This window comes from bacterium, assembly GCA_024742285.1.
In the GTDB taxonomy this organism is placed as follows: domain Bacteria; phylum Myxococcota_A; class UBA9160; order UBA9160; family UBA4427; genus UBA4427.
Genome location: JANSYR010000011.1, coordinates 187,352 through 207,545, shown reverse-complemented (window position 1 = coordinate 207,545; position 20,194 = coordinate 187,352). Strand labels below are relative to the sequence as shown.

Below are 20,194 nucleotides of genomic sequence, written 5' to 3'. Positions count from 1 at the left end.
ATTGCGGGCCTGCGGAAAGGAGCGGCGGCGTGCCCCCCGGACCTTCCCCGACGACGGAGGAGCGCGACACGCCCGAAGAGCGCGCCTTCCGCCTGCGCGCCCGCGAACATCTCGCCGGAGCGGATCTGCCGCCGCGCGTTCCCGGCGAGCCCAGCTTCCAGTTCGAGGACGACGCGTTCGTCGCGCGGGACCGCCGTATCCAGCGCGCGCTCTGGGACGGCGGGTTCGCCGGCATCACCCTGCCGGTGGAGTTCGGAGGCCTCGGCCTGCCGCAGCGCTTCGACGACGTCTTCGTCGAAGAGGCACGCCCCTATCGCATGCCCTGGTCCTTCGGCGTGAACCGGAACGTGATCATCCCGCCCATGCTCGCGCATGCGTCGCCCGAGCTGAACGCCCGCTTCATTCCGCCGATGCTCCGCGGCGACCATCTCTGGTGCCAGCTCCTCTCCGAGCCGAGCGGCGGCTCCGACCTGGCGGGCCTCCTCACGACCGCGACCCGCGACGGGGACGTCTGGCGACTCAACGGCTCGAAGGTCTGGACGACCGGCGGCAATCACGCCGACTACGGCGCCTGCCTCGCGCGGACCGATCCCGACGTCCCGAAGCACGCGGGCCTCACGATGTTCATCGTGGACATGAAGCAGCCCGGAATGACGATCCTCCCGCTCCAGCTGGCGGACCGAAGCGTTCATTTCTGCCAGGAGTACCTCGACGACGTCCTCGTCCCGGTCGGGGACACGATCGGAGACGTCGACGACGGCTGGCGGGTGACCACGAACATGCTCATGCACGAACGATCGGCGATCGGGCGTGGCTGGGACTACGGCAAGGCCCGGGCGGAGGCGACCGACACGCTCACGCTCTCCCCCGCCCTCGCGGACTGGGCTCGCTCGGAGGGGCTCGCCTCCGACCCGCACGTGCGTCAGATCCTGGGTGAGCTCTGGGTGCTCGACGCACTGATGCCGCTCACGTCGAAGCGGATCGCTGCCGGGCTGCAGTCGCGCGCGCTCGCGGGGCACGCCGCGGCGATCGTCAAGCTGATGAGCGGGAAGGTCGGCAGCCGGCGCCTCGCCCTCCTCTCGGAGCTGGCGGGGCCGCTGGGAGTCGCCCTTCCCCCGAATGCGGACGGAGCCGAGACGCCGGTCGCGCTCCGGGACGTCGGCCTCGATCGCGTCACCCTCCACAGCATCGGCGGCGGCACCGCCGAGATGCAGGCCAACGCGATCGCGGAGCGCCACCTCGGACTCCCGCGCGAAGCCACCCCGGACCGCGAGCTGCCTTTCAGTCAGATCCGACACAACACCGTCCCCGGATCGCGAGACGACTGAGGCACCCCCGCGATCGTCCGCCACTAGCGCGCGTCTTCTCGCCGACGGGCGGTCTCGGACGCGCGTCCGAAGAGCCGGATCAGGACCTGATAGTCGAGCGCGCTGTAGGGCCACTGCGTGACGATCTTGCCCGACGCGTTCGCAAAGTAGTTTCGACTGACCGCCCACGCGGTGTCGTGCATCTTCGACTGCAGCCAGGCGTGATAGAGGTCGGCCCAGGTCCGCTTGACCTCGATCGCCGTCACGCCCCGGCGAATCATCCTGCGAATCGCGCGACGGGCGTAGGCGGCCTGGAAGCGCAGGTTCGACGCGATCTCGCCCCCGTTGGTCCCGGGTCCGTACAGGATGTAGAGGTTCGGGAAGGTCGGCACGGTGATGCCGAGGAACGCGCGGGGCTCTCCCTCCCAGTACGCCTGGAGGCTCCGCCCCTCGCGCCCGACCACCTCGATCTGATCGAGGTAGCGGGTCGCCTCGAAGCCGGTCGCGATGACCAGGACGTCGATCTCGCGTTCCACGCCCTTCGCGTCCACGACCCCCGTCTCGGTCAAGGACTCGACCGCCTGGGGCACCAGCTCGACGTTCGGGCGTTTGAGCGCGGGGTAGAACGTGGAGCTGAAGACGGGTCGCTTCCCCCAGAACGGATAGGTCGGCGTCACCGCCTCGGCGAGGTCGGGGCGGTCGGCGAACTCGCTCGCGATGTAGGCGCGCGCGGCCTGCTCGGCCATGCGGTTCGCCGGCGCTCCGGGTCGATAGGTCCCCGCGTCCCACAGCCGCTTCTCCGTGTCCCAGAACCACCGTGCCCGGGCGAGGAAGTGGCGGAGCGGATGGCGCAGCTGCTTCCGCTCCGCCTCCGTGTACTCGCGATCGCCCTTGGGAACGACCCAGCCCGGCTCCCGCTGGAATACGTAGAGCTGCCCCACCCGGTCGGCGATCTCGGGCACGATCTGGGAAGCGCTCGAGCCCGTGCCGACGATGGCGACGGTCTTGCCCTCGAGGTCGTGCTCGTGCTCCCAGCGGGCCGTGTGGAACGCGGGACGCTGGAACTTGTCGAGGCCCGGCCAATCCGGATGGCGTGGGATGTTCAGGAAGCCGGTCGCCCCGATCAGCACGTGGTGCTCGACCGTCTCGCCGGTGCTGAGCTCGAGCCGGTAGACGTGCTCCGTCTCGTCCCAGACGGCGCGGGACACCCCGGTCCGGAGCCGGAGGTGGGGGAGGAGCCCGAAATCGGCGACGGCCTCTTCCAGGTAGCGGTGCAGCTCCGGCTGTCGGGCGTGGGTCCGCGTCCAGTCGTGACGCTTGAACGGAAACGAGTAGACGTAGGACTCCACGTCGACTTCGGCACCGGGATACTGGTTGTACCACCAGGTGCCGCCGACGCGCTCGGCGTGCTCGTAGATCGTGAAGGTGTGGATGCCGGCCTTGCGAAGCGCGACCCCCGCCGAAATACCTCCGAAGCCCGCCCCGACGATCGCGACGTTCGGCGTGCCTTCCTTCCCGAAGAGATCCACGGCGCGCCTACTCGTCATCTCGGAATCGTTCCCCCCGGACGCGGGCGCGCCCCGCTTCGGCGAGGCACGCGTCTCCCCACGTCGTCACCGAACGAGATAGCCGCCATCGACGACGATCTCCTGTCCCGTGACGTACTGGGACTCGTCGCTCGCCAGGTAGACGATCGCCTCCGCGATGTCGACGTCGCGCCCCGTTCGCCCCATCGGCACCAGCGCGCCGAATTCCGCCATCGCCTGCTCCTGCTCTTCCCGCGAGACGCCCTGTCGCTCTCCGGTCGACATGGGGGTGCGCATGTATCCCGGCGAGACGCAGTTGATCCGGACGTTCCGCGGCGCGAGCTCACGGGAGACCTGGCGCGTATAGCTGAGCATCCCGCCCTTGGCGGCGCCGTACGCGGATCCCCCGACCGAACACGACGCCGCGATCGAGGCCACGTTCACGATCGAGCCGCCCCCGCGTTCGAGCATCTCCGGGATCGCGAACTTCGAGCAGAGGAAGACACTCTTGAGGTTGACCCGGATCAACCGGTCCCAGAGCTCCTCCGAGATGTCCCAGCTGTCGGCGGGGCCGCCCTGGGCGATGCCCGCGTTGTTCACGAGGACGTCGAGTCCACCGAATCGATCGGCACAGAAGCGGATCGCGGCTTCGGCGCCCTCTGCCGTCGCGATGTCCCCGACGACGAGCGCGCCCTCGGCACCCGCCTGCTCCACGCGTTCGACGCTCCGCTTGCCCCATTCCTCGTCGAGATCCGCGATCACGACGCGCGCGCCCTCTTCGGCGAAACGCAGCGCGGTCGCCGCCCCGAAGCCGGAGCTTCCGCCGGTGACGATGGCCACCTTGTCCTGAAGTCGCATGCTCGTCCTCCGAAGGGGTTGTCTACGGATCTGTATATAGAAGCAAGAACCAGGCCAATATCAAATATCATATATAATTCTGGCTTCAAGGCGACCCCGGGCGCCTCGACTCCTTTCCCCCTCCCCGGCGGTTTGCCAGCCTCTCGACGTGAACGACGACACGATGCCCGCGCACGGCTTCTCCCGCGCCTACGTCCGATACTCACTCGGGCTGATCTTCCTGGTCGCCGTCTTCAACGTGTGCGACCGCACGATCATGTCGGTGCTCGTGCCCGAGATCCGCGCCGATCTCGAGCTGAGCGACCGCCAGATCGGCATTCTGATGGGACCGGCCTTCGCGGTCGTGCACATCCTGGCGGGCATCCCGATCGCCCGCCTCGCCGATCGCCGCTCGCGGCGTTCGATCATCGCCGTCGGCCTCTTCGCGTGGAGCGTCCTCACGATCCTGCAGGGCCTGGCGCGCAACTTCGGTCAGCTGCTCGTCGCGCGCATGGGCGTCGGGATCGGCGAGGCGGCGGGCGCGCCGCCGAGTCATTCGCTGCTCGCCGACTACGCTTCGGTCTCGATGCGCGCCCGTGCGCTCTCGTTGCTCCAGGTCGGCGCGCTCTGCGGAATGGGCCTCGGAATGGCGCTCGGCGGCTACCTCAACGAGATCTGGGGATGGCGCGCCGCCTTCGTCGCGGTCGGCGTGCCCGGGGTCGCGCTGTCGCTCCTCGTCTTCTTCACCCTTCGCGAGCCGCCGCGCGGCGTCGGCGACGGCGCGTCGGCGGCGACCGGTGCGAGCGAGTCGATGCTCGACGCCGCACTCCATCTGCTTCGGACGCCGACTTACGCGTGGATGCTCGCGGGCGTCTCGGCGGCGGGGATCGTGAGCGTCGGACGCAACGCCTGGGAACCGACCTTCCTGCGCGAGGTCTACGCGATGGGCTCCGCCGAGGCCGGGCTCACCTACTTCCTGATCTCGCCGGTCCCCTCCGCCTTCGGCACGCTCGCGGGGGGCTGGCTGACCGACGTGCTGAGCCGAAGGGACGAGCGATGGTACTTCTGGATCCCGGCGCTCGGGAGCCTGGTCTCCGTGCCGTGCGCGCTCGGCTTCCTGATGTGGCCGGAGGGCGACCGACTCGCCGGGATTCCCGTCGGCTTCTACTTCGGCGTGCTGCTCTCGTTCGCCGCGACGGGCGCGATGCCGGCGATCCTCGCGATGGGGCAGAGCCTCGCGCCGCCCCGCATGCGCGCCTTCTCTGCCGCGCTCTGGAGTATGATCTTCACCTTCGTCGGCATGGGCCTGGGCCCCTTCTTCGTCGGAGACCTGATCGAGCGGCTGCGACCCGAGCACGGCAGCGAGGCGATCCGGTTCGCGCTGGCCGCAGCGAGCCTCGCCCCCGTGATCGCCACGGTCTTCTATCTCAGGGCGTCTCGCACGGTCGTCCCGGACATCGAGCGCGCCCGGCGCGCCTAGCGCCGCGCACACGCGTCGTCCGGTCGTCGGGGCCGGCTCGCGGCCGCGGCGATCGACGCCCCCGCGCCGAGGCGACCCCCGACCCCGCTGGCGAACCCGCGAACGACGCGCCACGATCGGTGCGATCCCGGGCCGTCTCGGCCCCAGAGAGCCGCACCGGCACCCCGCCCGGCGGCTGCGAGAGGTGCGAGCCGCCCATGTCCCACGCCGCGACTTCGCTCAAGTCCAGCGACCTGGAAGGCCTGGTCGACCCCGAACGTCTCGCCCGCTGGCTCGACGAACTCGGCATCGCGCCCGGCGCCGCCGTCCGACTCGACCGAATCTCCGGCGGCGTCTCCAACGAGAGCATCGGCATCGAACGCGGGGACCAGCGCTTCGTGCTCCGGCGACCGGCCAAGCGAGCCCTCGACGGCGCGGATCGCGGCATGCGCCGAGAGTTCCGGCTGCTGACGGCCCTCGACGCGACGGACGTCCCCCATCCGCGCCCGGTCGCGCTCTGCGAGGATCCCGACGTCGCGGGGGGCGTCGCCTACCTGATGGATTTCGTCGAAGGATTCGCTCCGAGCTTCGGCATCCCCGAGCCCTTCGCGAGCGACCGCGCGCTCGCGCGGGAGATTCCGCTCGCCGCGATGTCCGCGCTCGGGACGCTCGCGCGCGTCGATTGGCGGGACCTCGGCCTGTCGGACTTCGGCAAGCCGGAAGGATTCCACGATCGGCAGGTCGCGAGGTGGATCCGGCAGCTCGAGGCCTACGAACCGATCGCGGAGCGCTCCCTCGAAGGCCTCCACGACGTCGGAGCCTGGCTCGATGCCCACCGACCCTCGGACGACGACTGGGCCCCGGGCATCATGCACGGCGACTACCACGAGGCCAACGTCTTCATCGCCCCGGATCCGCCCGCCCGGGTCGCGGCGATCCTCGACTGGGAGAATTCGACGATCGGCGATCCCCTGCTCGACCTGGCGAGCTTCGTCCGGCTCCACGAATCGAGCGGCCGGGGCACGCCAGCCGATCGACCGGCCCTCGTCGCGCGCTGGGAGGCGTCGAGCTGCCGCGTCGCTCCCGACCTCCAGTACTGGCTGACGCTCTCCGCCTTCAAGCTGGCGATCATGGTCGAGGGGATCTACCGGAGAGCCATGGCGGATCCGACGCGTGGCAATGCCGACGCGATGGGCAAGGCCGCGCGGAACCTCACCCACGAAGCACTGGAATTCACCCGGGACTGATTGCGGCCCCGAGGACGGAGAAGATCCCCCATGCCCGACGCCCCGCCCGGATACAAGCTCGTCCTGCGCCCCGAGGACGACTTCAACCACACGCCCGACGACGTGTCGAACTACAACGAGAGCATGTACTTCAGCGTGTTCGACGCCGACCAGCGAACCGGCGGCTGGTACCGGGTCGGGAATCGCGTCAACGAGGGACACGCGGAAGTGAGCTTCTGCTGGTACCTGCCCGACGGCCGCGTCGCCTTCATGGCGAGCCGCCCCGAGATCACGTCCAACGAACGCATGGACGCCGGCGGGCTCCGCTTCGAGATCGTCGAGCCGCTCGAACGCCACCGCGTCACCTACGATGGCAAGGTGTGCCTGCTCGAGCGTCCCTACGAGATGGCCGATCCGCGGCGTGCCTTCCGCGAGAACCCGATCGTCCGCGCACGCATGGAGATCGAGCATCGCGCCGCGGGCCCCTGCCCCGGCGGCGAGGTCGTGAAGGACGACGGCTCCCCCCTGCCGCTCGACCCCGAGAAGGGGTTCGCCAAGGCCCACTTCGACCAGCAGATGTTCGGGGAGGGCCACATCGAGATCGACGGCACGCGCCACGAGATTCGCGGGGCCGGCGCCCGCGACAAGAGCTGGGGCCCGCGCTACTGGCAGAGCATCCAGTGGTACCGCTGGCTCCACTTCTACGTCTCACCCGCGTGTTCGTTCATGGCGACGGTGCTGGGCGACGCCGAAGGGGGCCACCGCGTGAAGGGCTTCTTCTTCGCGGACGGCGAGACCCACGACCTCGAGGGCGGAGAGCTCGTCTCGGAGTGGGACGAACGTACCCACGTCCGAAGCCTCGACTTCCGGACCCGCGCCGCCGGACGGGACTTCGCCATCCGCGGTGACGTCCTGTCGCTGATCCCGCTGCGAAATCGTCGCGAGAGCCCGACCGGCGAGATGCTGACGACGCGGATCACCGAGGGCATGACGGCGTTCACGTGCAACGGCCAGCCCGCGCTCGGGATGGCGGAGTACCTGGACCAGATCGTGGACGGCCGACCGGTCGGCCGCTGATCGCCGCTTCGGGCGCTTCGGGCGACTCAGGCGCTTCTGCGCTCCTCGTAGAGCTTCGACCACTCGGTCTTCGACCGGATGGTCGTGTCGACGTCCGGCGAGAGCGCGCGCAGCGCACCCACGGTCGCCTGCTCGCGGGGAATCACGGCGAAGGGGTCGAGATCGAGGAAGCGGGCCGTGTTGGCCCACGTGATCTGGTGCATTTCTTGCTCGGTGCAGCCCGCGTCCTCCATCTCGTCGAGGAGCTGCTCCGCGGCATCCGGGAAGATGCAGTCCGAGTGCGGGAAGTCGCACTCCCACGCGATCATGTCCATGCCGATGTCGTGGCGGACCTTGAGGGCCGTGCGATCGGTCACGAAGCACGCGAGCGAGCGGTCGCGGAAGACCTCGCTCGGGAGCTTCCCGCCGAAATCGTTGCCGAGCCAGACCTGGTTCTCGTAGTGACGATCGCAGCGGTCGAGGTAGAACGGGATCCAGCCGATTCCCGCCTCGGACCACACGATCCGGAGATCCGGATAGCGCCGCATGGCGGGCCCCCAGAGCAGGTCGTTCGCCGCGATGGCGGAGACCTGCGTCGAGAGGATGATGTAGTTGTCGAGCGGCCCGTCCGGCGCGGTCTTCAGGGCGGAGAAGCCCTGACCGATGTGCAGGCACATCGCGACCTGCTCCTCGCTCGCCGCCTGGAAGAAGGGGCCCCAGTAGTCCATGTCGTGGTAGCTGGGCAGACCCATCAGGTGGGGCAGCTCGGGCATCGAGATCGCCTTGCAGCCCTTGCTCGAGAGGCGACGGACCTCGTCGGCGATTCCCCGTGAGTCCCATACGGGCCCGATCCCGAGCGGGATGAAACGACCCGGGTGGGCGGCGCACCATTCGTCGACGTGCCAGTCGTTGTACGCCTTCAGCATGATCAGCGCGAGATCGTGGTCCTTGGACTCGTGGAAGAACCGCGCATTGAACCCGGCGAACGACGGGAAGCACATCGAAGCCAGGATCCCGTTGCGATTCATGTCGCGCACGCGTTCGTCCACGTCGTAGGCGCCGGGACGCATCTCGGCGAACGAGGTCGGCTCGAGGCCCCATTCCTCTTTCGGCCAGCTCACGACCGCGTTCAATCCGACCGACGTCGCGGTCATCCCCTGGAAGGACCAGGTGTCGACCCCGTCCTCGCCCGTGACGCACCGGGGTGCGTCGGCCTTCCACCGGTCCGGGACGTGCTTCTCGAACATGTCGGCGGGCTCGATGACGTGGTCGTCGATGCTCACGAGGATCAGGTCTTCTACGCGCATGATGGGCTCCTCTCTCGGGAGAATGGCGACGTTCAGGTCCGACGGCGAGTCCCGTGGATCATGGTGTGGGTGAAGTAGCGAGCGACTTCGTCGGCCGAACGCGCCCCGCCCGGGCGGAACCAGCGCCGCGTTCGTTTCAGCATACCCATTGCGATCTGCGCGAGGTCGGGTCGGCGAGCTCGTAGCAACGGCAGCCAGCCCTGACACCGAAGCCTGCGAACGCGTCCGTCTTCGCTCGCCTGGCCGGCGGCGCAACCCGGCTCGAATCCGCGACTCGCACCGGCGACCAGCCGTCAGGAACCAAGGGAGACCACCTTCTCCTGGGCCCCCGCTCGCTTGGATTAAATATAATATTTGATAGGCTGACGGCAAGAGCAAGCCCCGCCGTGTCTGCGGCGGGAGGGGCAGATCCGCCCGAGATTCGCGAAGGCCACGCCCGGCAGGAGGCTTCCCATGGAGGTTCCGTTCACCTGGAAACCGACCGGTTGGTTCCAGATCGGCTGGTCGACGGACTACCCGAGCGATGAAGCCGTCCCGATCCGCTATTTCGGCGAGGATCTCGTCGCCTACCGAACCGAGGACGGCACGCTCCGCGTCCTCGAGGCCCACTGCAAGCACATGGGTGCGCACCTGGGACACGGCGGAAGGGTCGAGGGAGACTGCATCCGCTGCCCCTTCCACGGCTGGCAGTGGGGACACGACGGCGCGAACACCGCGATCCCCGATCAGCCACGACCGAATCGATCGCGCCGTCTCCGCGTCTGGCCCGCGATGGAGCAGCACGGCCTCGCGTTTCTCTGGCACGACCCGGACGGGAAGCCGCCGGCCTGGGAGATGCCCAACATCTTCGGCTGCTATCCCGAGTTCACCGCACCGCCGGACGACTACTATCCACCCATCACCAAGCGGAACCCGAACGAGCCCGTCCACCCGCAGATCGTGCTCGAGAACTCCGCGGACAGCGCGCACTTCGAATTCGTCCACCACGCGACGGTGACACCCCGCCTGCTCCACTGGTCCTACGACGAGCACCTCTGGGACTTCGTCGCCGGCTACCCCGACACACGAAGCGACGATCCCGACGCGATGCGGATGAAGCTCTACAGCAAGCTCTTCGGTCTCGGCGGCGCGATCTCGATCTTCGATGGCCGCCGGAACCACCGCATGACCTTCACGACGACCCCGGTCGAGAACGGCGCGTCGGACATGTTCTACACGATCTGGTGGCCGCGGGAGCCGGGCGACACGGGGGACACGCTTCCGCCCGGCGCGCGGGAAGCCGTCGACCAGCAGTTCCTGACGACCGTGGACGACGATCTCCGCATCTGGCGCAACCAGAAATGGGTAGAGAAGCCGGCCTACTCCCCCGTCGACGCGGAGGGCTACATCGCGTTCCGGGAGTGGGCGCAGCGATTCTACGACCTCCCGCCGGAATCCTGACCGTGCCGCCCCTCCCCTCCTCCGCAGGCGAACACGTCGCGCACCGCGCCGCGCGCACCGCGCCGACCCCTCGGCTACGTGAAGTCCGAGCCGCCGTCGACGTTGATGTTCGCGCCGGTCATGTAGGAGTTCGCGCGCGAGCCGACGAACGCGATCACGGCGCCGATCTCCGCCGGGTCGCCCGCCCGGGGCAGGTGTGCGGGGTGACCGAAATCCTCGCTGATCCAGCGCATGCAGTCGTAGAGGTCGGACGGGTCGAGCCCGCGTTCGGGCGGCAGCAGGGCCATCGCCGACTTGAAGCCTTCCGAGGCGAAGGAGCCCGGAGAGATCGTGTTCACGAGGATCTCCTCCGGCCCGAGCGCGAGGGACATGTTCTTGCTGACGCTCGTCATCGCGCTCTTCGCCGCGGAATAGGCAGCGAGGATCGCCGTCTGCCGCTTCGTCGAGTGCGCGGAGACGTTCACGACGCGCGCCCATTCGGCGGCACGCAACATCGGGAGCGCGGCGCGCGTGCACCGCACCGCGGAGAGCGCACCGATCTCGAAGGCCTCCGCCCACTCCGCGTCGGGCAGGTCGTAGAACGGGACCTGGGAGCCACCGCCCGGCCCCGCCGCGTTCACGAGCGTGTTCAACCGGCCACCGAAGCGCTCACCGATCTCGGCGAACGCCGCGTCGATCGCGGCGGCGTCGACCAGGTCGACGGACACGCCGAACGCGTCCGGGCTCCCGAGCGATCGAAGACGCTCGACCGTGTCGTCCAAGGCTTCTCGCCCTCGCGCCAGGACGGCGACCCGGGCGCCATCGCGCGCGAAGGCCTCCGCCGCGGCACGGCCCATGCCCTTGCTCCCGCCCTGCACGCAGACCGCCGCGCCTTCGAGTCCGAGATCCATTCGCCGCTCCTCCTTCCGGCCCGGTTCCGAGCCCGGCCCGAGCTTGCCACCCCGCCGTCCGGCGCGCCCCTCCTCGGCCCGACCGACGATCGCCGGTTCCAGCGGACGCGAGCACGCGCGGATGAGGCGGGCACCCGATGAAGCCCGCTCGAAGGAAGCCCCCAGCGTGTCCAGGCTCCGCGTAGCGCAGTGTTATACGGGTCCCGTCGGCGCCGAGATCGTCCGGCGCCTCCACGACCATCCCGTGATGGAGCTGGTCGGCGTGCTCGTGCACTACCCGGAGAAGGTCGGTCGCGACGCGGGCGAGCTCGTCGGCGGGCCGCCGAACGGAATCGTCACGACCGATTCCCTGGACGAGATCCTCGCGCTCCGGCCCGACGCGCTGATCTGGAGCGGCGCGACGTACGACGTCGACGCGTTCGAGCGCATCCTCGAGGCGGGCATCGACCTCTACAACGGGATCGGCGCCTACTTCCTCGAAGGTCAGCCGGAAGAGGCCCGCCTCCGAGGCGCCGCCGCGCGTGGAGGCGCCTCGCTCTGCGCCGGGGGCAACATCCCCGGCCTGATCAGTGACGTGCTCCCGCTCTTCCTGTCCGGCTACACGGGGCGCATCCGGCAGATCCGGGCCTGGCAGAAGAACGACATGTCCACGGGACCGTCCGCCGTGCAGATCCAGTCGCTCGGCATCGGTCTCCCGCCCGGCGGCGGCCCGCACGCGGCGCTGATCGACCAGGGCTGGACGCGGGCGATGGAGCAGTCGAGCCGGATGATCGCTCGCGGCCTCGGGGTCTCGTGGGAGAACATCGCGCTCGAGCGCGTGGAGTACGCCCCCGCGCCGCGGACGATCACCCTCGAGCCGAGTGGTCTTCGAATCGAACAAGGCACCTCTGCGGGCATCCGCTGGACCCTCGCCGCCCGCGCGGGCGGGCGCGAGTTCTTCCGGATCGTGAACGAGCAGTCGACGATGCTCGACCTCGGCCCCGACTGGCGGCAGTCGTACGACGAGCCCGCGTGGCGGGTCGAGATCGACGGCGATCCGCCGATCGTCTCGACCTTCGGTTGGCCGGAAGGCACGAACCCGGGCGAGGCCTGCCATCTGCTGAACGCGGCGCGCGCGCTCAACGTCGTCCCTCGTCTGGCCGCGGCGCCCCCGGGCGCCCTCTCGCTCCTCGACTTCGCGGCGCCCGCGGCGAGCGACGGGCTGGCGGCTCCCCATGCCGAGTGACCCGCGACGCAACGGGAAGCGCGCCGCCGGCCGGCCGGGCCCGGCGCGTGCCTCAGACGTCGACGCCGACGTCGACGCCGATGTTGTCGACGAGCGGCACGACGCCGATCTGGACGGACGCGATCAAGCGGATCGCCCCCCGGAGCGTCTCCATCGGCTGGAGTGTCTCCGCATCGACGCAGTGGACGTAGAGGGGGTCGCCGATCCCCGCGAGCCGATCCTGCATCAAGGCCTCCACGGCGCCGGGGGAACGCTCGCCCGCTTCGATCGCGGCCGCGCCCTCCTGAAGCGCCAGATAGAGGCCGCTCGCCCGCTCGCGTTCCTCGGGCGTGAGCTTGACGTTCCGACTCGACATGGCGAGACCATCGCTCTCCCGAGCGACGGGGCAGCCGATCACCTCGACCTCGGTCGAGAGATCGACGGCCATCCGCTTGAACATGGCGAGCTGCTGCCAGTCCTTCTCACCGGAGTAGTACCGCATGCGTCCGAAGATGCCCCAGAGCTTGGCCGTCGCCGTCGTCACCTCGTCGAGGTGGGCGGGCTCCTCCATGCGCGGGCAGCCCGTCGCGAGGCTCGGGACGAGGGTCAGCGTCACCGGCCGCTGCGGCATGTAGTCGTCGCTGTCGGGCAGGTAGACGTACTCGATCCCGGTCGACTCGCAGAGCGCTCGATCCGTCTCCCAGTCCCGGTCGTAGAGACCCGGAACCTTCTCTCCACCCGCCCACGAGAAACGCAGGTCGCCCAGCCAGAACATCACGGCGACGTCGTTCTCCGCGATCGCCTGTCGCACGAGCGAGAGATGTCCCTCGTGCATGCGCCCGCTGGTCCCCATCACGCCGATGGTGCGACCCTGCGAGCGGGCCTCCTCCATCAGCGCACGAACTTCGCTGACCTTCTCGAGAATCTGCAAGCGCACGCCTCCGTCGGTTCCGAGCCGGCGCGCTTCGCGCCGCGGCGCGCCAGCGTAGGCGACGGCCCAGCGTCCCAGCAAGCGTGGAGGGAAGCCTCGTGAGACTCGCGAACAAGGTCGCCGTGATCACCGGCGGCACGAAGGGCATCGGCCGGACGACCGCCATCATGATGGCCGCACAGGGCGCGAAGGTCGCCTTCACGGGCCGCACGGTCGAAGCGGGACGGGAGGTCGAGGACCGGATTCGCGAGGCCGGCGGGACCGGGATGTTCGTCCGCGCCGACAACCGACGCGAGGACGAGATCGAGAACGCCATCGCGTCGGCCGTAGACGCCTTCGGCCCGATCACGACCCTGATGAACAACGCGATCGCGACCGACGAGGTGAGCGGCGGAGGCGACGACCACGTGGACTCGATCGAGTTCGAGGTCCTCGACTCGATCGTCCGCGCCGCTCTCTACGGCACGATCTGGGCCACCAAGTACGCGATCCCTTCCATGCGCGAAGCAGGCGGCGGCTCGATCATCAACGTCTCCGCCTCCTCGAGCGTCGGGGCGATCCCGGGACGCCCCGCCTATCAGGCGTCGAAGGGCGCGATCAACGCCCTGACGCGCCAGCTGGCCGTCGACTACGGCAAGCAGAACATCCGCGCGAACACGATCGTCGTCGGCTTCACGAACACGGGGAGCGAAACCTTCGAGCGGATCCTCTCGGACCCGGCCCGGCGCGCCGCCTTCGAGCGGCTGGTGCTGCTTCCCCGACTCGGCGAGTCCGAGGACGTGGCGCACGGCGCGATCTACCTCGCCTCGGACGAGTCGAAGAACGTGACCGGCACGATGCTGACCATCGACGGCGGCGCGCTCTGCCATCAGGCGCAGCCGCAGCTGGACTTCGAGGCGCTGCGAGAATCATGAGTCCGCCCCCTCCCCCGGAACCGGCCCGAGGATCGGGCGGCGCCCACGACGAGCGCCGACGGAACACGAGAAGAGACGCTCCATGAACTTCATGTTTCCCTATCCCGAGATGCACGGCGTCGACGACGACATGCTGTCCTCCGGCGGCGTCGCGGAGGTGGCGGTCGCGCTCGAACGGGCGGGCTGGGACGGATTCGCCTTCACGGAGCACCCGGCGCCGAGTGCGCGATGGCTCGAGGCCGGCGGACACCAGACCCTCGACCCCTTCGTGGCCCTCGCCGGCGCCGCCACGGTCACCACGCGGATCAAGCTGCTCACCTACCTGGCGGTACTTCCCTACCGGAATCCGCTCCTGCTCGCGAAGACCGCCGCCACCGTCGACCGTCTGTCCAAGGGACGTTTCATCCTGGGCGCCGGCACGGGCTACCTGAAGGGAGAGTTCCGCGCACTCGGCGTCGACATCGACGCGCGAAACGCGCTTTTCGACGAGGCCCTCGACGTCCTCCCGTTGCACTGGAGCGGGGAGCCCTTCAGCTACGAGGGCGCGACGTGGAGCGCCCGCGACGTCATCGGGCGCCCCCGCCCCCATCAGGATCCGATCCCGATCTGGCTCGGCGGCAACGCGAAGATCACCCTCGACCGCGTCGCGCGTCGCTGCCAGGGATGGATGCCGCTCGTGGGTCCGGACGCGATGTACGCGACCACCCGCACGCCGAATCCAGGGACCGAGAGTGAGATCGGCACCACGATCGCCCGTCTCGAGCGCGACGCGGCGGACCGCGACGTGAAGCTCGACTTCGTCCTCTCCTACGCCGACCCTTCGATCCAGCAGCCCACGCGCGACGTCGAGCGGCACCGGGAGGCGTTCGGCCGCCTCGCCGAAGCGGGCGTCACGTGGACCGTCGTGTCGCATTCGCCGGACGACCCGGCGAAGATCCTCGACTTCATCGAAGCATTCGGCGCCACCTACGGCCCGCAGTAGACGCTCCCCGACGGAGCCGTCCGTCCCCGAAGAGCAGGAGATCCAGGTTGGAGCGATGGCAACTCGACGCGCGGGAGCAGATTCGCGATCTCGTGGCGCGATACAACGCGAGCGGAGACAGCGGTCGTTTCGACGAGATGCTGGCCCTCTTCGCGGAGGACGCCGTGATGGAGATTCCGACCGGCGTATGCACGGGGCGGGGCGAGATCCGCGCCTTCTTCGAAGGCGTCGCCGCGAACACCGACGCGGAGGGCGGCGGACAGGCGCGCTTCGTCCGTCACTTCACGTCGACGCATCAGATCGACCTTCTCGACCCCGACCGTGCTCGAGGCCGCGCCTACTATCTGGTTCTCACCGACGCGGGACTCGACCATTGGGGCCGCTACGTCGACGAGTACCGCCGGGTCGACGACCGCTGGCTCTTCGCCCGGCGGGCGGCCACGCTCGAAGGCGCCGTGCCGGGCGGCTGGGGCGAGCGCAATCGCGCGGGACGCGCGGAATGAATCGCGGGTCGAGGGCGATTGCCCGTTCGGCCCGAGGCCTCGGCACGAGAGGCAGGAGGAGCGCATGCTCGACATCATGAAGGGAATCCGCGTCCTCGAGGTCGCGGAGCACACGTTCGTCCCCGCCGCGTCCGGCGTCCTCGCCGACTGGGGGGCCGACGTGATCAAGGTGGAACACGCCGAGCGTGGCGACGCGATGCGCGGCCTCGCCCAGACCGGAGTCGTCTCCTTCGGATCGAACGTCCACGTCCTGAACGAACACAGCAACCGGGGGAAGCGCAGCATCGGGATCGACCTCTCGACACCGGAGGGACGCGACGTCCTCTATGCCCTCGCGAAGACGGCGGACGTGTTCCTGACCAACAAGACGGTCCCGGTCCTCGAGAAGCTCCGGATCGGCGTCGACGACATCCGCGAACGGAATCCGCGGATCATCTACACGCGCGGGACCGCCTTCGGTCCGCGCGGGCCGGACGCCAGCAAGGGCGGCTACGACTCGACCGCCTTCTGGTCGCGCGCGGGTAGCGCCGCCAACTGCACGCCGAGCGGCGCGGAGGGCGTGATCGGCCAGCCCGGCCCCGCCTATGGCGACTCGATCGGGGGCATGACCATCGCCGGGGGGATCGCGGCTGCGCTCCTGAAGCGCGAGCGAACCGGAGAGGCGTCCGTGGTCGACGTCTCGCTCTTCTCCGCGGGCATCTGGGCTGCGGGCCCGGCGATGGCCATGTCGCTGCAATCGGGCCAACCGCTCGCAGCGCCGCCGCTGGGCCACCACGCCGCCGTCACGAATCCGCTGGTCGGCACGTTCCGCACGAAGGACGATCGCTGGCTCCAGCTCGTCATGCTGCAGGCCTTCGCCTACTTCGCGGACTTCTGCGCGCATATCGAGCGCCCCGACCTGGTCGACGATCCCCGCTTCGGGACGGCCGAGAAGCTCGCGGAGAACGCCGGCCATGCGGTCGAGATCTTCCGCGAAGCGCTCGCCGGCAAGACCCTGGCCGAATGGACGGAACGATTCCAGACGCTCCGCGGCCAGTGGGCGCCCGTACAGAATTCGCTCGAGGTGGGAAGCGATCCCCAGGCGCGCGCGATGGGCTACCTCGCGGCCTCGGCGACCGCCGACGGAACGCCCTTCGAGCTCCCCGCGAGCCCCGTCCAGTTCGACGAGCAGCCGACAGCGACGCGACGCTCGCCCGACTTCAACGAGCACGGAGACGAGATCCTCGAAGAGATCGGTCTCGACATGGAGGCGATCATCGCACTCCGCATGAAGGGCGCGGTCACGTGACCCCCTCCCGCTCGCCCCACGCAAACAAGGAGAATGGAATTGGCTGATACGATCATCGAACGCAAGGATGGACTCGTCACGTTGACGTTCGACCGCGCGGAACGGAAGAACGCAATCAACGCGGAGATCTGGAGCGACCTGGACCGGGTCCTCGCCGAGGTCACGCGGAACCCGGAGGATCGTGCCCTCCTGATCCGGGGCGCTGGCGACAACTTCTCCTCGGGCGCCGACCTCGGCGGAGGCCTCCGGACCGACGGCGAGCCGAAGGGCCTGACCGGGGGCCCGCCCCAGGCGATCCTTCACGAGATGCGGATCGTCGGCGATCTCATCAACCGCCTGCACCATCTCCCCAAGCCCACCCTCGCCGTCGTCGACGGCGTCGCGGCGGGGGTCGCCCTCGGGCTGGTGCTGGCGTGCGACCTCGCGATCGCCACCGATCGCGCGCGCTTCTGCGAGATCTTCGTGAAGCGGGGGCTCGCGCTCGACGGCGGGACTTCGTGGTCGCTCCCGCGCGTGATCGGATTGCGAAGGGCCAAGCAGATGGCCTTCTTCGGCGACATGCTCTCCGCACAGGAGGCCCTCGACTTCGGCCTCGTCAACGAAGTGGTCGCGCCCGGGGAGCTCGACGCGCTGGCCGACCAGTGGGGCCAGCGGCTCGCAAAGGCCCCGACGACGGCGATCGGCATGATCAAGCGGCTCCTCGACTCGAGCACGTCGCACACCTTCGAGCAGGCGACGGAGGAAGAGGCGCGCTGCCAGCACATCTCCTTCACGACCGAAGACATGCACGAAGGCATGCGTGCCTTCATGGAGCGACGGGATCCCGAGTTCACCGGACGCTGAGGCCCCGGTCGGGACGCGCGGCGCCCGGCCACGAGCAGACTCCTCCGGGCTCCGCGCCGGGAACGACCTGAAAGGACACGCGATGGACTCTCCCCTGCCCTACCCGATCTACGACGCCGACAACCACCTCTACGAGACGGAGGAGGCGATGACGGCGCACCTCCCGAAGCGATGGCGCAAGGAGTTCCAATACGTCCAGGTAAAGGGGCGGACCAAGCTGGCCATCGGCGGCCAGCTCTCCGATTTCATTCCCAATCCGACGTTCGAGGTCCTCGCCGCGCCGGGCGCGCACGAGAAGTGGTACCGGAACGCGAATACGGAGGGGCTCTCTTTCCGGGAGCTGACAGGCGAGCCCGTCCCGTGCCTGCCCGCCTACCAGAACGGGCAGGATCGACTGGCGTTGCTCGACGAGCAGGGGATCCACGCGACGCTCATGTTCCCGACCCTGGCTTCGGCGGTCGAGGAGCGCATGAGCTACGACCACGAGCTGATGAACGCGGTGCTCCACTCCCTCAACGAATGGCTCCATGCCGAGTGGGGCTTCCACCGCGAGGAGCGGATCTTCGCGGTTCCCTTCCTCACCCTGATGGACGTCGACATGGCGGTCGCGGAGCTCGAGTGGGTCCTCGAACGCGGCGCGCGAACCGTCGGGCTCCGCCCGGCGCCGGTCCCGGGCTACCGAGGCGGGCGCTCGCCGGGCTCCCCGGAGTTCGATCCGTTCTGGGCGCGCGTCGAAGAGGCGGGCATCTTCGTCTCCTTCCACGCCTCCGACTCCGGGTACGACCGGATCGTCCGCATGTGGGAGGGCGGACGGAACGAGCAGCTCAGCTTCGTCCACACCCCCTTCAAGACCTGCCTCGCGCTCCTCGATCGCGCGATCTCGGACGCGATGGCCTCGTTGATCTGCCACGGCGTGTTCGACCGGTTCCCCGGTGTGCGCGTCGCATGCATCGAGAACGGTGGCCGCTTCGTCAAGCACCTCTTCGAGTGCCTCGAGCAGGCCTGGGGCCAGCAGCCCGGAGAGTTCCAGCGGCACCCGATCGAGATCTTCCGGGAGCACGTCTGGGTCTCGCCCTTCTACGAAGAGCCCCTCGAAGCGCTCGCCGAGCTGATCGGTGTCGAACGCATCCTCTTCGGTTCGGACTACCCGCATCCGGAAGGCCTGCCCGCCCCCCTCGACTATCTGAGGGAGGTGGAGCCCTTCGATGACGCCGACCGCGAGCGGATCATGAGCACCAATCTGCAGACCCTGCTCGCGCCCGCCTAGCGGCTCCGCCGCGGCTCAAGCCCGCCAGCGGAGCGGCATCGAAGCGAATCCCTTGACGAGATCGGTCACGTAGTGCTCGATCCGCTCCGACTCGATCCCGTACTCCGGATGAAGTCGAAGGATCTCGCGGAGCGCGACCCTCGCTTCCCGCTTCGCGGCGTGGATCCCGAGACACGCGTGCGTGCCGTGGCTGAAGCCCAGGGAACGCGGGGGTCGACGATCGATCCGGTAGTCCGCGGGGTCGGCGAACTCGCGCGGATCGCGATTCGCGGAGGCGTAGAGCAGGAAGATGGGCGCGCCCGCCGGGATCTCGACCTCGTGCAGGCGCTGCGCCTCCTGCGTCGTGCGCATCATGTACTGCGTCGGCATGTCGACGCGCAGCGCCTCGAGAAACGCGTCTTCGACGAGGTCGGGATCCGCGACGACCCGCGCCCGCTGGTCGGGATGGTCGTGGAGCCGGAGCAGCGTGTTCGCCAGGACCTTCGGGAGCGTGTCGGTTCCTCCCAGGATCAGGAGCAGACAGTGGGACGCCACGTCCGCGTCGTCGGGGGACCGCCCCTCGCGATCCTCGAAGGCCTGGAAGACGCCGATCGCATCGGGCTCCGCGGACGGATTCGCGCGTCGCCGGGCCGACAGGTCGCGGAAGTAGGCGATGATCTCGTTCATCGCCTCGATCCCGTCCCCGGTCGTGCTCGCGTGCCCCGGCTCGCGGTAGAAGAACCGCGCCACCAGCCCCCGGAGCAGATCCGCGTCCTCGACGGGGAAGCCCGCGATCCGACACACCGCGAACGCGGCGAGGGGCTGGGCGATCTCGCTGACCAGATCCACTTCCTCGCGGTCCGCGAGCGACTCGAGGGTGTCGACCACGAAGTCGCGGAGCTCGGGCTCGAAGGCCCGCATCCTGCCCGGCAGGAAGAGCGTCCGCAGCTGCGACCGGAGGCGTCCGTGTTCGGGCGGATCCATGTGGTTCAGGGACGGCGTGACGGGCTGGAGCCCGGTCAGCAGCTGTCCCGCCGACGTCCCCCGCGCGACCGAGAAGTTCCGGTCGGCGCAGGCGTTCCACACGTCCTCGAATCGCGAGAGCGCGTAGGCGTCCCACTTCTCGACCCGATAGACCGGCTGTTCGTCCCGCAGTCGCGCGTAGAGCGGGTGCGGGTCCCCCAGGACGACTTCGTCGGAGAAGGGGTCGTAGTCGATCATGCTCGGGCCTCCCG

18 protein-coding genes are annotated in these 20,194 nt (G+C 69.2%); 12 read left to right on the top strand and 6 right to left on the bottom strand.

What is annotated here, in order from left to right; genetic code table 11:
* Nucleotides 1-29 precede the first annotated feature (29 nt).
* Entirely contained in the window at nucleotides 30-1,328 is a 1,299-nt protein-coding gene (locus tag NXI30_19745; protein ID MCR9096465.1) for an acyl-CoA dehydrogenase family protein, read from the top strand.
* Nucleotides 1,329-1,351: 23 nt separating this feature from the next.
* On the opposite strand, the gene NXI30_19740 is transcribed toward NXI30_19745, so the two are convergent.
* The gene (locus NXI30_19740; protein MCR9096464.1) at nucleotides 1,352-2,854 is read right to left on the bottom strand and encodes an NAD(P)/FAD-dependent oxidoreductase; all 1,503 of its coding nucleotides are present in this window, start codon (nucleotides 2,852-2,854) and stop codon (nucleotides 1,352-1,354) included.
* A 66-nt stretch (nucleotides 2,855-2,920) separates the two neighbouring features.
* The gene (locus tag NXI30_19735; protein MCR9096463.1) at nucleotides 2,921-3,691 is read right to left on the bottom strand and encodes an SDR family oxidoreductase; all 771 of its coding nucleotides are present in this window, start codon (nucleotides 3,689-3,691) and stop codon (nucleotides 2,921-2,923) included.
* Nucleotides 3,692-3,839: 148 nt separating this feature from the next.
* On the opposite strand from NXI30_19735, the gene NXI30_19730 reads away from it, so the two are divergent.
* The 3 genes from NXI30_19730 (at nucleotide 3,840) to NXI30_19720 (ending at nucleotide 7,432) form a co-directional block, all read left to right on the top strand.
* Nucleotides 3,840-5,150 carry an MFS transporter gene (locus NXI30_19730; protein MCR9096462.1) on the top strand — a complete coding sequence of 437 codons (1,311 nt, stop codon included), beginning with the start codon at nucleotides 3,840-3,842 and terminating at the stop codon, nucleotides 5,148-5,150.
* A gap of 197 nt (nucleotides 5,151-5,347) precedes the next feature.
* Nucleotides 5,348-6,376 carry a phosphotransferase family protein gene (locus NXI30_19725; GenBank protein ID MCR9096461.1) on the top strand — a complete coding sequence of 343 codons (1,029 nt, stop codon included), beginning with the start codon at nucleotides 5,348-5,350 and terminating at the stop codon, nucleotides 6,374-6,376.
* 30 nt (nucleotides 6,377-6,406) lie between these two features.
* Nucleotides 6,407-7,432 (top strand): hypothetical protein, encoded by a 1,026-nt coding sequence (locus NXI30_19720; protein MCR9096460.1) that lies wholly within the window; start codon nucleotides 6,407-6,409, stop codon nucleotides 7,430-7,432.
* A 26-nt stretch (nucleotides 7,433-7,458) separates the two neighbouring features.
* Here the strand turns inward: NXI30_19720 and NXI30_19715 are convergent, their stop codons facing one another.
* Complete coding sequence (locus tag NXI30_19715) at nucleotides 7,459-8,718, bottom strand: amidohydrolase (protein ID MCR9096459.1); 1,260 nt, start codon at nucleotides 8,716-8,718, stop codon at nucleotides 7,459-7,461.
* 453 nt (nucleotides 8,719-9,171) lie between these two features.
* On the opposite strand from NXI30_19715, the gene NXI30_19710 reads away from it, so the two are divergent.
* The gene (locus NXI30_19710) at nucleotides 9,172-10,158 is read left to right on the top strand and encodes a Rieske 2Fe-2S domain-containing protein (GenBank protein MCR9096458.1); all 987 of its coding nucleotides are present in this window, start codon (nucleotides 9,172-9,174) and stop codon (nucleotides 10,156-10,158) included.
* A 74-nt stretch (nucleotides 10,159-10,232) separates the two neighbouring features.
* Here NXI30_19710 and NXI30_19705 read toward each other — a convergent pair whose 3' ends face one another.
* Nucleotides 10,233-11,048, bottom strand: a complete 816-nt coding sequence (locus NXI30_19705; GenBank protein MCR9096457.1) for an SDR family oxidoreductase — start codon at nucleotides 11,046-11,048, stop codon at nucleotides 10,233-10,235.
* Nucleotides 11,049-11,214: 166 nt separating this feature from the next.
* Here NXI30_19705 and NXI30_19700 point away from each other — a divergent pair, with 166 nt between their 5' ends.
* Entirely contained in the window at nucleotides 11,215-12,273 is a 1,059-nt protein-coding gene (locus NXI30_19700) for a hypothetical protein (GenBank protein MCR9096456.1), read from the top strand.
* Nucleotides 12,274-12,325: 52 nt separating this feature from the next.
* Here the strand turns inward: NXI30_19700 and NXI30_19695 are convergent, their stop codons facing one another.
* Nucleotides 12,326-13,183: a pantoate--beta-alanine ligase gene (locus NXI30_19695; GenBank protein MCR9096455.1), complete on the bottom strand. Its 858-nt coding sequence runs from the start codon at nucleotides 13,181-13,183 to the stop codon at nucleotides 12,326-12,328.
* Nucleotides 13,184-13,281: 98 nt separating this feature from the next.
* On the opposite strand from NXI30_19695, the gene NXI30_19690 reads away from it, so the two are divergent.
* From NXI30_19690 to NXI30_19665, 6 genes are all read left to right on the top strand, one after another.
* Nucleotides 13,282-14,097 carry an SDR family oxidoreductase gene (locus tag NXI30_19690; protein MCR9096454.1) on the top strand — a complete coding sequence of 272 codons (816 nt, stop codon included), beginning with the start codon at nucleotides 13,282-13,284 and terminating at the stop codon, nucleotides 14,095-14,097.
* 82 nt (nucleotides 14,098-14,179) lie between these two features.
* Nucleotides 14,180-15,079, top strand: a complete 900-nt coding sequence (locus NXI30_19685; GenBank protein ID MCR9096453.1) for an LLM class F420-dependent oxidoreductase — start codon at nucleotides 14,180-14,182, stop codon at nucleotides 15,077-15,079.
* 47 nt (nucleotides 15,080-15,126) lie between these two features.
* The gene (locus NXI30_19680; protein ID MCR9096452.1) at nucleotides 15,127-15,582 is read left to right on the top strand and encodes a nuclear transport factor 2 family protein; all 456 of its coding nucleotides are present in this window, start codon (nucleotides 15,127-15,129) and stop codon (nucleotides 15,580-15,582) included.
* Between the two features lie 64 nt (nucleotides 15,583-15,646).
* Entirely contained in the window at nucleotides 15,647-16,870 is a 1,224-nt protein-coding gene (locus NXI30_19675) for a CoA transferase (GenBank protein ID MCR9096451.1), read from the top strand.
* Between the two features lie 39 nt (nucleotides 16,871-16,909).
* Nucleotides 16,910-17,713, top strand: coding sequence for an enoyl-CoA hydratase-related protein (locus NXI30_19670; GenBank protein ID MCR9096450.1), 804 nt, complete (start codon nucleotides 16,910-16,912; stop codon nucleotides 17,711-17,713).
* Nucleotides 17,714-17,795: 82 nt separating this feature from the next.
* Entirely contained in the window at nucleotides 17,796-18,980 is a 1,185-nt protein-coding gene (locus tag NXI30_19665) for an amidohydrolase (protein MCR9096449.1), read from the top strand.
* Between the two features lie 15 nt (nucleotides 18,981-18,995).
* Here the strand turns inward: NXI30_19665 and NXI30_19660 are convergent, their stop codons facing one another.
* A complete protein-coding gene (locus NXI30_19660; protein ID MCR9096448.1) occupies nucleotides 18,996-20,180 on the bottom strand; it encodes a cytochrome P450 in 1,185 nt (394 codons plus the stop codon).
* Between the last annotated feature and the right edge of the window lie 14 nt (nucleotides 20,181-20,194).

What these genes read in the sequence shown, in the direction of transcription:
- NXI30_19675 (MCR9096451.1), top strand. Translation starts at nt 15,647, where the DNA reads ATGCTCGACATCATGAAGGGAATCCGCGTCCTCGAGGTCGCGGAGCAC.
- NXI30_19660 (MCR9096448.1), bottom strand. Translation starts at nt 20,180, where the DNA reads ATGATCGACTACGACCCCTTCTCCGACGAAGTCGTCCTGGGGGACCCG.
- NXI30_19710 (MCR9096458.1), top strand. Translation starts at nt 9,172, where the DNA reads ATGGAGGTTCCGTTCACCTGGAAACCGACCGGTTGGTTCCAGATCGGC.
- NXI30_19740 (MCR9096464.1), bottom strand. Translation starts at nt 2,854, where the DNA reads ATGACGAGTAGGCGCGCCGTGGATCTCTTCGGGAAGGAAGGCACGCCG.
- NXI30_19735 (MCR9096463.1), bottom strand. Translation starts at nt 3,691, where the DNA reads ATGCGACTTCAGGACAAGGTGGCCATCGTCACCGGCGGAAGCTCCGGC.
- NXI30_19720 (MCR9096460.1), top strand. Translation starts at nt 6,407, where the DNA reads ATGCCCGACGCCCCGCCCGGATACAAGCTCGTCCTGCGCCCCGAGGAC.
- NXI30_19665 (MCR9096449.1), top strand. Translation starts at nt 17,796, where the DNA reads ATGGACTCTCCCCTGCCCTACCCGATCTACGACGCCGACAACCACCTC.
- NXI30_19685 (MCR9096453.1), top strand. Translation starts at nt 14,180, where the DNA reads ATGAACTTCATGTTTCCCTATCCCGAGATGCACGGCGTCGACGACGAC.
- NXI30_19715 (MCR9096459.1), bottom strand. Translation starts at nt 8,718, where the DNA reads ATGCGCGTAGAAGACCTGATCCTCGTGAGCATCGACGACCACGTCATC.
- NXI30_19705 (MCR9096457.1), bottom strand. Translation starts at nt 11,048, where the DNA reads ATGGATCTCGGACTCGAAGGCGCGGCGGTCTGCGTGCAGGGCGGGAGC.
- NXI30_19725 (MCR9096461.1), top strand. Translation starts at nt 5,348, where the DNA reads ATGTCCCACGCCGCGACTTCGCTCAAGTCCAGCGACCTGGAAGGCCTG.